The 12878-nt window shown below is 66.7% G+C and carries 8 protein-coding genes; 1 reads left to right on the top strand and 7 read right to left on the bottom strand.

Features of this window, described 5'->3' with window-relative positions:
* On the top strand, positions 1–1737 hold a 1737-nt coding region (locus ME121_RS34645; protein ID WP_491892928.1), incomplete at its 5' end, for a S8 family peptidase.
* Here ME121_RS34645 and ME121_RS34640 read toward each other — a convergent pair.
* From ME121_RS34640 to ME121_RS31200, 7 genes are all read right to left on the bottom strand, one after another.
* A complete protein-coding gene (locus ME121_RS34640; protein WP_206407004.1) occupies positions 1688–3631 on the bottom strand; it encodes a CHAT domain-containing protein in 1944 nt (647 codons plus the stop codon). The genes ME121_RS34645 and ME121_RS34640 overlap by 50 nt on opposite strands.
* Positions 3628–5007, bottom strand: coding sequence for an esterase/lipase family protein (locus ME121_RS31225; protein WP_059410219.1), 1380 nt, complete (start codon positions 5005–5007; stop codon positions 3628–3630). The genes ME121_RS34640 and ME121_RS31225 overlap by 4 nt, the downstream gene beginning before the upstream one ends.
* A 265-nt stretch (positions 5008–5272) precedes the next feature.
* Entirely contained in the window at positions 5273–8485 is a 3213-nt protein-coding gene (locus ME121_RS31220; protein WP_143739316.1) for a DEAD/DEAH box helicase, read from the bottom strand.
* Between the two features lie 648 nt (positions 8486–9133).
* On the bottom strand, positions 9134–9766 hold the full coding sequence (locus tag ME121_RS31215; RefSeq protein ID WP_059410217.1) for a PM0109 family protein: 633 nt from the start codon (positions 9764–9766) through the stop codon (positions 9134–9136).
* Positions 9759–10565, bottom strand: coding sequence for a hypothetical protein (locus ME121_RS31210; RefSeq protein WP_059410216.1), 807 nt, complete (start codon positions 10563–10565; stop codon positions 9759–9761). The genes ME121_RS31215 and ME121_RS31210 overlap by 8 nt, the downstream gene beginning before the upstream one ends.
* Before the next feature lie 150 nt (positions 10566–10715).
* Positions 10716–11564, bottom strand: coding sequence for a metallophosphoesterase (locus ME121_RS31205; RefSeq protein WP_059410215.1), 849 nt, complete (start codon positions 11562–11564; stop codon positions 10716–10718).
* A gap of 308 nt (positions 11565–11872) precedes the next feature.
* A complete protein-coding gene (locus ME121_RS31200) occupies positions 11873–12808 on the bottom strand; it encodes a hypothetical protein (protein ID WP_245337878.1) in 936 nt (311 codons plus the stop codon).
* Positions 12809–12878 lie beyond the last annotated feature (70 nt).

The raw sequence follows: 12878 nt of genomic DNA, 5'->3' as shown, positions 1-12878 counted from the left end.
TTCGCGTCAGACGAGCAACAGTTCGATCTCCGGGTCGGGACCGAGGCCTTAAGAAGGCTTATCGCGCGCGTCCGTTGGCCCGGGACCGGCGCTCCCTGCGTCACGCTGCTAGATACAGGCGTCCGGCAGGATCACCCGCTGCTCGTAGGAGCCCTGCCAGCAACTCGCTCGTTTGCCGTAGAGCCGTGGTGGCCGACAGACGACCATCACGGTCACGGCACGAAGATGGCGGGTGTTACGCTCTACGGCGACCTAGCCGCGGTGCCTCAAGACGATAGTCCGGTTCAGGTCGAGACAAGGCTCGAATCGGTGGTCGTGACAGCGCCGCCGAGGATGCCGCGCTTACCGGCACGGGATGCTATCCGCCGCGCAGTGGATGCGGTGGAAGGCGGGGCGGTGAACCCCTTGCGCGTATACTGCCTCGCTCAGACAGCCGTCGGCGAGGCGGAGGATGGGTTGCCTACCAGCACGTCCGGTGTGCTCGACCAACTCGCCTACGGTGACGGCGAGCGCACGCGCTTGTTCTGCGCCGCTGTCGGGAACGTCCCACATTCCAGTGAGGAGCCCTACCAACTCGGGTATTACGCCGACAGGAACGCCCAGTTTGGCATCCAATCCCCGGCGCAGGCGCTGAATGCACTCTCCGTCGGTGCGGTCACCTTAAAACGGGTCCGGGAAGGATCGGACGCGATAGTCGCTCCCTACGGCGATCTATCACCGACATCTCGGACGGCCCAGGCATGGGCTAAGCTGCACTCGTACAAGCCCGACATCGTCATGGAAGGAGGCAATTTCCTCGTCGACGACGACGAATTTTTCTGCCGGCCCTCGCTGCATCATCTACCGATAACGACCTCGAAAGCGGTCGGAACGGCACCTCTCGGGTCCGTTGGGGAAACGAGCGCCGCGACGGCGGCATGCGCTGGCTTGGCGGGTCGTCTGCTAGCCCGCTATCCGAGACTCCGCATGGAGACGGTCAGGGCCCTGATGGTGAATGCGGCCGACTGGACGCCGTCAATGCTTGCGCAGCATGCTGCGACCGGCGATGCCGCCACGCTTCTCGGGCGCTTTGGCTGGGGCGTGCCTGACGAGCGACGGCTGTTCGAGAGCGCCCGCAATGCCCTTACGTTGATGGTCGAGGATACGATCGAGCCTTACCGGCATGCCGGAGGAGGCAACATCCCCCTCAAGGAGATGAAGTATTTCCAGCTTCCCTGGCCAAAGGAGGCGTTGCGCGCTCTCGGGCGTACCCGGGTCGAAATGCGCTGCACGCTCTCCTATTTCATCGAGCCGGACCCCCATGCGGCGGCGCGCGACCGGATCGAACGTTACCCATCCCACCGGCTCAAATTCGATGTGAAACGGTACGGCGAGGATCATGATCAGGCCCGCGCCCGCGTCAACGTCTTGGCAGAGGGTGGCGATGCGTCAGACGCAACGAGCGACGATGGCTGGTTCCTCGGGCCTGCCAGCCGGAACCGGGGAACGCTGCACCACGACATCTGGACTGGGCCTGCCTTCAGGCTCGGCGACCGCGACGGCATATCCGTCCTGCCCGTCAGGGGATGGTGGGGCGACACCACTACCTTTGAGCGCTATGACCGTCGGGTGAACTTTTCACTGGTGGTGACTATCAGAACGCCAGACACGGACGGGGTCGACTTGTTCGCGGAAGTCGCCGCCGCCATCAATCCATCACTGCTTGTTGAGCCTGTGCGTGCGACTGTGCAGACCTGACCGGCGCAGCCGCGCGACCCATCCTGGCCATGACGTCACCATGGCAAAGGTACGCATAAGGGGTCGCGGAGGCCTCCCGGTACTCATTCCGGGCCGCTTGCAAGGTTTGACCGAGGCTTGCGCCCTCGATGAAGGCTGCCAGCTGGTGAAGGACCAACGACGAGGCATGCTCGTCCTGCACCGCCCATATTGGAGCAAGCACGCCTCCGAAGCTCTGTGAGGCTAGGTTCGCCGGCCATCCTCCGATGACGCCAAGCGATTGTGCCGAGGTCCCCGCGGAGCATGCGTTGAGGACAACGAACGTTCTGTCGCGCTTCCCCAAAGTCACGCCGCCATGAACTTCGCGCGAAGAAACCCAATCATCTAACATCCTCAGGCCCTCCTCGGAACCTGGCCCATCGTCCAGGGGAGACGCTGCGTGGCCTGCGAAGTGGATGACCGAGATCGTTTCCTCCGGCAGGGGATCGGACCAGAAACTGGTGAAGCCCTCGTGTGTTGCAGTGTGGGGTCGCGCGCCAAGTTCCTCTATGAGGCGCCTGCCTTCTTTCGCTGCAGCTGGTAAGGCCGAGCCATCGGCGTACTCAGGAACAAAGCTCGCTAGTGCTCCGCCTGAGTAGGCCTGGGGCATCAGGCCCCGTACATGGCCGAACCAGCGGGCCATCGGGTGCGTCATGTATAGGTGATCGGGCTTCTCTATTCCCGCATCGGCCTTCGGGTGCATCATCTCCCAGGGCACGTGCGGCTCATCCGTGATGATCTGGATCGGAAAGTCCCGGCCCAGGCGCGAGTACAGGTCGATGTACACGGCTTTGAAAGCCGAGGGTGCGGCCTCCCAGATCTCCTCACCAATGCCCTTCATAACGCTGGCGTGGCGCCTGCCTGGACGAAGGTTCGGACATTCACGAAGCAGGCGACGGGCGAATTCGCGCGTGTCAGATCCCAGAGATACCTTACCTTGCCAGTTTGGAGCTGCGCATTGGACGCCCGGAGCGACCCCCATCACCCAGTGATAGGATCCAGGGTTCGTGTCAGCCACGATGGTGACGTTCAGGGTGGGCGAGACAATCTCACTCCCGAGACTGACGCCAAAGCCGGTCGATGCTCGCGCCGTGGCAGGCACCTGGCTTCGCACGGGCGCCACAGACGCATCGACCACAATCGTCCTTGCCGCGGAGCCCGCGTGCCGGTTCTCCTGGTTGAACAGAACCCTCAGAAGGAACGAGCTTCCCGGGGCGACGTCAGGTTTTACCCACGCGTCAAAACGCGCGGGATTTGACGCACCGGTCCGGAATACAGTGACGTATCCCTTGGGACCGGCGTCTCCCTTGAATTCGATTTCATCGCAGACGACTACCACCCCCACCCGGATGTCGGACCAGCCAGCCGGGAGATCCTTGAGCTCGACCGCCGAGCCGTCGGTGTCAGGCGCCGGGGCTATTGGCAGGTCGACCTCGAAGCTGAATGGCTCGCCTGGCCGAGCGTCGGTATGTGGGATGATCGATGGGTGCCGCATGACGGACTCGTCGTTGCGGGAGACAGGCGCCACACGACACAGGTCCGAGTCCTCGTCAGCTGCGGGCGAAAATGGGGCTGTGACCTCAATAACGTTCAGTAGCTCCCTCGCCACTTCGCGAAACAGGCCACCGAGAAGCCCCTTCACCTTCTCACTGGCAACTGTTCCGCTCAGCTCGATCCTGCCCATGGCGAACGCCACTTCGAGACTGAAAATGTCACGCGCCAGCACGTAGACGGACGAGCGCAAGGAAGCCCATGGCTCAACCTCAACGTCCGGCCCATCAACATCCGACAGGGCAAGTGGGTACGGTCGCCCCGCCACCATGACGTGACCTCTGCGCCACGACCAGATCCAGTTTTCTCGTGCGCTGGCCGTCATGCAGCATGACCCTGATCAACGACGAGGAAGATGTCCTCGACGGCGTTGGTCCCAGGGTCGCCGACCGAAATACCGTACAGACCGGGAGCGAGTTGCAGCTCCGTCGAGAACACCCCGTTGGTAGGCCGTAGCGTAAGTCTCGTTGCCGGGGTTTCCGCGTCCAGCCTCTGAAGGCGACCTTCCAAGGTCTGCGACCAGTTGGTCGGCACGGCCTCGATCAAGACCGGCTCGTCAGCGGGGTAGGCATCAGCGATCATGAGCGAGATCGCTCCTACGGACTTGCGGAACTTACCCAAGTCGATTGCGGCGCTGGTTAGGACACCCTTGAGGTGATCCAGACCAGCGGGCACACTTTGAAGCGCGGAATGGGTCGTCGCGAAATAGGCGGCGGAAGCGTCATCATCCTCGACCGGGATAGCTGACACCCTCGGCACCGTGCCGTCACCCTTCAGATCCTCGCCACTATGGGCGTAGACCATCGTCAGGGCACCCTGGCTGAGAGTCGCGGATTGCCATGTCGGCTGTGCAAGGCCAACGACAGGACGCACCTTTGTGCCCGCGCGAAGGTACTCCGGATCATTGCCGTTTGCCGCGCGCGCGTTCGCAATTTCCGCGTGGAACTGCGCTGCCGCGACCGCACGTCGACGGTCCAGGTTGGGCAAGTCGATGTCGGACACGCGCGACAGCGTCTGACCGCCATCGTCAACGAAAGGATAGGTCGGCAACAACTGGTAGACCGAATCGAACGAGCGCAGCGCTTCTGTGCCGTCAAAGAGGCCTATCGGGCCGGCCTTCCAGACGAAGCCGTTACAGAGGAACCCCAGCGCATTGCCGGCACCGCGGTAGGGTGTGCCAAAGCTGAAGAGCGTCCTGACGATCTTCCAGCCCTCCAAGCACTCCACGAAATACCTGCCAACGAGCCCTCCCATGGAATGGGCCACGAGGACGATCTTAGCTTCGGGATTGCCGCTTTTCTCCCGCCAAGCCTCAAGCCAGACAGGGGCTTGCCTTGCAAGTTTCCGCGCGGCGACCCGATTATCGCGTCGCCAATCGTACGGAAACTCGAAGTAATTCTCGCCTTGCCTCAAACCCAGGCGCGCCGCCAAGTCTCTCTGCAGGCGTGAGTATCCCCCCTGTTTCCAAAGCCCGGGGATCAACTCGGCGTTCGGTACCAGGCCCGTTGCCTGAATGCCGTCACCGATGTCCTCGGCTCCGTTGTCCGGGGCGGACATTTTCAAACGTTCGAGGTTGTCACCTGCTACGGTGCCCCAGAAAGCTCCCGGGGAAGTGCCCCATAGGGTCTCGCCGTCCTTCTGCAAGACCGAGCCAACAAGGCCGGGCAAGACGATGACGACGTCACGGAAAACGCTCGCCATTCGCTTTCCTCCCACGGATTGTCCGTCAACTATGTCACTCAGGCGGGCTCACCACCTGTACCGGCAGGAACGAACCCGGCGAAAATCCCGCCAGGTCCGCATCATGGCTTCAGGGAGGCCAGCAGCGCGGGAACGCAAAAATAGCCGCTTCTGCGAACATATCAAGAACGTACCTGGATGGTCCCCCTGTCCAGCATCGATACCTATCATAGCGTCGCGTACGAAACCGACTATGCCAGAGCGAGCGGCGGCGCCCGCTTGCCCTTCACTGAACTAGACCGACTGCTTCGATGCCTCGCGCTGGCAAGCGGGCGGCCAAATACCGGAACACGCCGGCCTCCCGCCACGCGTCCTGAGAGCCGACGACGTACAGGTTCTCCTTGGCACGGGTTACGGCCACGTTGAGGAGGTTCGGGTAGGCCCCGGCCCAGCCGCGAGCGCCGCGCTGCGTCGGTAGCGGGGCCCCGAGCACGAGGATGACAGCGTCCGCCTCGCGACCCTGCACGGTGTGCACCGTGCCGATCCGGTCTCGCGTCCAGCCGTAGGGGTCCGCGGTCCAGCGCGGAAGCAGGCCGGATGCCAGAACCCGCTCGCGGAGCCGTTGGGCCACGATGACGAACGGGCTGACGATGTAGAGGTCGGGCTCGGGCACGCCGGCCTCCGCAAGGCGGCGCAGCATCGCAACCACCGCGGCTCCCTCCGCCTCCGACCACTTGTCCTCGGTGTGCCCGCCCACGACGTCGACCCAGCGGGAAGGGCCGAGCACGTCCCGGATGGCGGAGGTCCGAGACGGCGTCGCGTGCACCATCAGGTTCGAGTAGGCGACCGAGTTCGAGAGGCTGAACATCGGGTCGGCGCAGCGCCGATGTACCAAAAGGGGGAAGCCGACCTGCACCGAGCCCACGGTCTGCTGGAACTCGGCCACGAAGGTCGCCGAGGCATCGGCCACTGCCTGGACCGACGCCTTGGGCGCGTTCCACTTCTCTGGGTCGATCCCGAAGTCCGCGCAGATCGTCTCAGCCAGCTCGGTGGGCAGGGACGTGACCGGCTCGATCTGGAGGGGATCGCCGACCACCACGGACCGCTTGGTGCGCATCATCGCGCCGACCACGGCCTGGGGCACGGCTTGCCCGGCCTCGTCCACGAGGAGCCACCCGAGCGTCTCCGGCGGCAGGTACCCGAGCATGCGCGTGACCGAGGCGAAGGTCGTCGAGATCACCGGCACCACGAGGAACAGGGTCGCCCACAGGTCCGGCATGTGCGGTCGAGTCTTCGGCTGCCACGCATTCCGGCCGATCAGCGCCTTGAACAGGTTTTCGAGGTTGCTCCGGACCGGCACCGCGGCGGCATCGATGAAGGCCTTGTGGACCGCGAGGGCGAGCTCGAAGACCCGATCCCGCTCCCGGTGGGCGGCGGCGTCGAGCCACGGAGCGGCGAGGTGAAGGACCTCCCTGTCCCGGGCGAAGAAGGCGGCATCGACCGCCCGCGCGCCGCATCTCCGGCGCATCAGGGCAACCCGCTCCTCTGCCTGATCCCGGATCGCGACGGCCTGCTGGAATTCCCTCTCGGCCGACTTCCTCGCCTTCTCGGCGGCACCATGCCGGCCCTGAGCGGATGCGGAGCGAGCGGCGGCCTCGCCGGCCTCACGGTCGGCGCGCTCTAGGACGGCTCCTAGCTGGTCGTTGCTGGTGGACCAGTCCCTCGCCGCCCTAGTCCCGAACGTCCGCGCGAAGAAGCCGGGCCGGCGACCCTGGTGCGCGTCCAGAGCCTGCTGGGCCCGCTCCCGCACCTGCTTCGTCCGAGAGGCCTCCGTCACCGATTCCTGGTGATTCTGCTTCGCCGTGGCGACGGCTTCCTCCGCGGCATCCGCCGCACGGGATGCCCTCTGGGCCGCCGACCGAAGTTCAGGCAGCGCGGCGACCTCCTTCCGGGCGGCCTCGATCTCGGAGAGGAAATTCCGGACTTTCGCCACCTCGGCCTGGAACGCGGCTCGGGCGTCCTGCCACCGCTTGAGGGCCTCGGTCCGGTTGCGAGGCGGGCTCTCCCTGTCGACGACGAGTGGGCGGCGCTTGCGGACCTTGCCAGGTGCGCTCGGATCGGGCTCCTCGATCCATTGCGGGCTGCCCGCCACCTCGGCGAGGTAGGTCCGGAGCCCATGATCGGGATCGACCCACGCCGCCTCGCGGAAGGCGAAGCGGTTGGAGGCGTTGCCGAGCACGGCCGCGATCAGGCCCCAGACCTCGACCCCGCCGCCGACCTTGTCGGCCACCGTCTTGAAGTACCGCAGGCTGCCGGCGTCGTCCGCGATGGCCTTCAGGGCGGGGAGCTCGCGGCTGACGTTCTCGACCGCCTTGTTGTTCGACGAGGCCACGAGTATCTCGAAGCCGCGGAGCCGTTCGTCCACCCGATGGATGGGCACGGTCGCCGTCCCGACCTTGGGCTTGGCGCCGGTGGCCGGGAACGCCTTCTCGGGCACGTCGAAGGCGCACATCGCCTCGGCGCGGCGGACGACGAGCGCGGCGACCATGTCCCGGAGCAGCGTGGTCTTGCCGGTCCCGGGCGGCCCGTTGACCGGGAACAGGTCGATGCCCGGCAGGTCCGACATCGCCACGTTGACGGCGCCCTGCTGGAGCAGGACGAGGGGATGGCGGCCCGGGGCGGGCCAGCGTCCCGGCGGGAAGCGCCCGGGAGCCACCGACGCGGCCATCACCGCCTCGCCGACGAGGACGTCCTTCCGCTCGGCCCGCTTGGTGAGCCCGAGGTAGGACCGGAGAGCGGTGGGGACCGTTCCCGCCGTCACGAGCTTCCTGACCGCGGCCAAGTCCTCAAGGAAGAAGCTGCCCATCAGCGGGGCGTCGGGCGGATCCTGGGCCTTCCAGTAATGGTAGACACGGATCGCGAAGGTCGGCCCCTCGACGAGGCTGGGATGAAGTCCCAGCGTCCCGATGAGCCAGTCGTAGGCGCCCCGGATCGCGGCGGCGTCCAGCGGCAGCGGCTTGCCCTCGTCGTCGACCCGACGGAGCCGACAGTCGAGATCCTCGTTCAGCTTGGTCTCGGCCTCGGGCCAGCGGCCCAGGCCGACCAGATCCTGCTTGAGGGCTAGCGGCAGGCCCCAGGCGAAGCTCGACAATGCCGTGGCGGCGCCCTCCTCGACCAGCACGCCGGCCTTGTCGACGGTGACGGTCGCGATGGCCGCCATGCCCCGCGCGACGGGCCGGTCCTGGTGTTTGTCCACGAAGACGGACAGCAGGGCGTTGGTGGCCTCGTCCATGCGCACGGCGCCGAGGACGACCTGGTAGAAGAGCTGCTTGTTCTGCCTGGCCTTCTCCCCGGGCGGGCGCCACGGCAAGCCCCCGTCGAGGGCGGCGATCCGGCGTGTGTCGCCGTCGGCCATGTCCGCGGGCTTGCGATAGGTGACGGGCGACAGGACCTCAAGAGCCGTCCAGGCCGAGAGCACGTCCTTGGGCCGATCTGTCACCGGCGGAGGCTGCCTGCGCGGGCCTCGGTCCAGCCATGGCGGCGGCGATGAGGGCTTCGCTTCAGGCTTCGGTTCCGGAGGGGGCGCCTTTGGGGCAGCAGGCTGGGGAGGCTCCGAAGACTTCGATGGTGGCGGGGAAGCTGTCGAGGCGCGGGGAGGCGCCTTGGATGTATCGGCCTCTTCCAGAGCCGCGGTCACCTTGGCCTTAAGGCGACCGGCTCTCTCCGTCGAACGCTGGCCGAGTTCCGCGAGGAGGGTCTTGAGGACCTTCCTGTCTCCCTCGGCGGTCGAGAAGATGCGTTCAAGCTCGACGATGCTGGCGCTGAGGTGGGGACGGGACATCGAAATCGACCAGGAATCCAGCGGCCAAGTTTCCTGTCGTGTCGGTCCCTTGTCCAGGCGCACCGTTTAGCTTTGCAACCAGAAGGCGACAACGAGGGAAGGCGCAGGGCGCAGTACGAGGCCAGCTTCGACTTCGGCAGGGCACGCAATGGAATGAAGCGCCTCATAGATCGGTACGCCGCCCTTAGTGCGCCCAAGGCGAGATCCTGGCGAAGCTCTACGCAGGGGGCCTTGGAGGCCGCAGGTGCGAGGCTGCCCAGCGGGCGTGGGTGTAGAAGGCGCAGGATTGCGCCTCCTTCAAGAACCTTACGTGAGCGTCACTTTGAGCGCTTCACTCGCCGAAGATCGGAACGACGCTACGGCGGCTCGCACCTCATCGCGGTCCCCCAGCGTCGCCAGGTCGAAGTTCCGTCGGAAAACGGCGATGGGCGGATCCGAGTTCTCGATCAGGCCCCCGTCATCGTCCGGCCAGCTGAGGGCGTTCCAGACGCCGCCGTACCAATTGCGCGCCGTCTCGCCACGGCAGTACCAAGCGAAGATGACCAGACGCGAGGCGCTGTCCTCCGGGGCCTCGAAGTTGGCGGGATCGGGTTCGGAACCGTCCTCGGGATCCTCGAACCCCCCGTCCGACTCGATATGCACCTCCAGCATCCACTGGCCCGGAAGCGTCGCGTTCGGGTTCGTCCCGCTGGGTAGGAAGAGGTACGAGACGTTGACCATGGGCAGCATGTCCCAGGCCCAGCGATTTCCTATGGGATTGGTGCCCGAGTTGCAGGGGCGGTCGGAATGCAGGACCCGCCAGTTGTAGAAGGCCATGTCGTCGAACTCGTCGACGATGAGCTTCACGATGTCGAAGACACGCCTCTGGTAGCACCACAGCAGGCGATAGGCCCTGCGCACGTCCACGAGCGCGCTGGCCAGGGGCTGGTCGTCAGACATCGATGAGGCTCCGGAGGCATCCGTGGGGCTTGATCGGGCGGAGGGGCTCGACGCGCTCGACGAAGCCGGCGAGCGGATCGTCGTCCTCAGCCGCCTGCGTCGTTTCGGACGTCGAACGGACCGGCAGGATGTCCCCCGCCCACCTGAGGCGGTCCATCGCATCGATGCCGATGCCATAGCTCGTGGCGATGGCCCCGAGCTCCGACATCGGCGCGTATTGGCTGTAGCCGTGAAGGGCGAGGGCGGCCCTTACGTCCGCGACTACCCGCCTATCGGACGCCCGGGACAGTTCTAGGCCATCCAGGGCCTTGAGCAGGTCTACCCAGTCAGCCGCGGCGGCCTTCACCTCGATGCCGTGGGACTTCCGAAGCCGTTCGGTGAAGGCGTCCACCATCGCCTCGGCACCGGTCGGGAGGCCGCCCAGGGCCAGCAGGCAGGTTTCGGCGGCCTCGTCCCCCGAGGCGCTCTCCGCCTGGAACGCGATCCATTGCTGGGCCCATTGGTCCGGATACTGGAGCCCACCGAGCTTGCACTCGACGATGAGGGTGAATTCCCGGGCCGGATCGCCGACCGAGAAGCGCAGGACCACGTCGGGCTCGACCGCCTTCTCCAATGTCGCCTTCGCCTGTCCCCAGGTGGGCCAGAACTCGACCTGGACCAGGTCGGCGACCTTGCGTGCGGGCAGGATGCGCGGCCGGAAGGTGGCGGCCAGGAGCGCCCAGAGGGCCGGACCGTCGAGGTAGGCCAAGCGCTCGAATACGGTAGAGGTCAGGATGTCCTCGGACCGCACGAAAGCCATGCGGAGCGACGCACCAGCCGGCAGGCTCGTTGGAAGGCGCCGTCCCTTGCCATTCAGGATCGCGCTCAGCAATGGGCTCGTCCTTGCCTGCCGTGAGCGGTGCCAACTAGAACGAGTGGTGCATCGATCAAGGTTGTGTCGGCCAGCCCTCTAGCCAGTCGCACCCGAGGCCGGAACGTCGATGACAAGGTTGGCTTCGAAGCGGGACACCTCGTCTTGATGGCCCCGCGGGTTGCAGACCACCCTCGTCCGCCCGACCCGAAAGTCGACCGCCCGATGCACGTGGCCGTGAACCCAGAGGTCCGGCCCGCGGTCCAGGATCAGCTCAGTCAGGTCCGAGGCGTAGCACCAGGCCAAGTCAGCATGCGGATCCCGTAGGCTGGCAGGGTGCGGGGCGTGGTGGGTCACGACCACGGTCGGACCATCATGAGGCCGGGCGAGCTCGTCCTCAATGAAGGCCCGCGTCGTCCGGTGCATCGCGAGCACCTCACCCGGCTCGATTCTGTTCCGTGAACGGGGCCCCGTCCTGATGCGGCGGTAGTCCATCATACCGTAGCGCCCCTGGGCGGTCCGGAAGGCATGCGTGAGCCCGAAGGATCCCAGTCGAAAGTCCGTCCATAAGGTGCCGCCGAGGAATCTCGTACCGCCAATCAGCACGGTGTCTTCAAGCAGTAGATGGATGCCGAGCGCCGCCGCTCGGTCCCGCCCGCGCTCCAACTGGTCGTAGATCGTGTAGCGGTCTTCGCCACCGTTCCACCAACTATCGTGATTGCCCGGGGTATAGATCGCAGGGACGCCAGGCAGGCGCTCTCCCAGCCAGTCCAGCGACCGGGTCAGGGGCATGTGGACGTCGCCAGCGACCACGACCACGTCGAAGCCCCCAGCAGGAGCGTGCGCGGTAGGATCCCAGGCGTTCTGGCTGTGCTCCTGGTGGAGGTCGCTGAAGACCCACAGCCTAGGGAGCGATGCAGATCTCGGGAGATCGACGTGGGGTGGCATGGGAGCCTCGCAAGGATGCGGAGGCTCGGCATGCGGCGCGACACTCCGGGATTAATCGGTGGCGTGCGGCGCCGGGCATTTCATTGTGAAAGATCTCTCTGTCTCAGCTCGTGATCGCCTGGGCGAAGCCACAAGGCAACATGTGGCGAAGCCCAGTGGCAGCTTCTTCCACCATCAAGAGAAACATCTGCGAGCGGAAACCGGGCCTGGACTACGCGGGACCCAGAAGCCTCTAAAAAGAGCGCCAAAACGACAAGGCCACCCCCGGGAAAGGGCGGCCTTGTTGTCGAACCGCTCATCAGGCCGCCTCAGACACTTGTGCTGAAGCGGGACTTAGAGCTCAAGAGCGGATCATTGCGACAGGGAGCAGTGTCGCGGGGGAGGGCCGCGGCGGTCTCCGCGTCGTCCGCCTCGAGCAGCAGCTTGATGTCGAGCTTGGCGGCCGGATAGTCGAGGGCGGAGAGCGCCCTGAGCAGGTCCGGCACCACCGCCGCCTCGCGGTGGAGGGGGACGAGGACCGTGTAGACCGGCAGGTCGGCCTCGGCGAGGGGCGCGACCGCCTCCGCGGCCACCGGGGCCGCGATGGCGAGGGCCGCGATCCGCAGGGTCGCCATGGCCAGGAACAGGACCTGCCCGGCCGTCATCGCCGCGCGCGCCAGCGGGGCCGGCAGCGCCGCGCACAGGCAGAGCGCGGCGGCGGCGGCGAGGGCGAGGACCAGCAGCCAGCGGAGGGCCGGCTCGGGGGCGGCCGCCCGCTCGGGGCTGTGCCGCCGCAGGTCGTGCGCCGCGTGATCGGCCACCTGCCCGGGCACGGACGCGAACACGGCCTCGCGCAGGCGGGTGGGGCTGGTGATCGCCGGGACGGCGGCGCGGCCGGGTACGCGGCCGGCCGCGTCGATGAGGTCCGCGATCGCCCGCTCGCGGGGCGCCAGCACCCAGGGCGCCACCGCGCCCGGCGCCAGCGGCGCGAGGCCGGCCACGAGGCTGTCGGGGAAGCGCAGGCCCAGGCCGAACGGGATCGGGCCGTCGAGGAAGGGGGCGCCGAGCGCCCGGGCCAGGGCCGCGTAGTAGGCCGATTCGGCGATCAGGCCGGCATTCATCAGCGCGGTCGCCGCGTCGGTCCCGGCCGCGGCCGCCGCGGCGGCCGCCCGGACCAGCAGCCGCCCGTCGACGCCCTCGGCCAGCAGGAAGGCGATCTCCGGCGGCAGGGCCTCCGGCCCCGCGGGCGGGCGCTGGAACGACACGCCGAGCGCTCCCCCGGTGGCCCCAGGACGTGGTAGAGGAGGGGGTGAGCCAGTCCCGCCCCGCGCTCCG

Origin of the sequence: Methylobacterium sp. ME121, from assembly GCF_000974725.1 — a bacterium.
Taxonomy (GTDB): Bacteria; Pseudomonadota; Alphaproteobacteria; order Rhizobiales; family Beijerinckiaceae; genus Methylobacterium; species Methylobacterium radiotolerans.
This window is presented reverse-complemented; position numbering and strand designations above follow the sequence as displayed.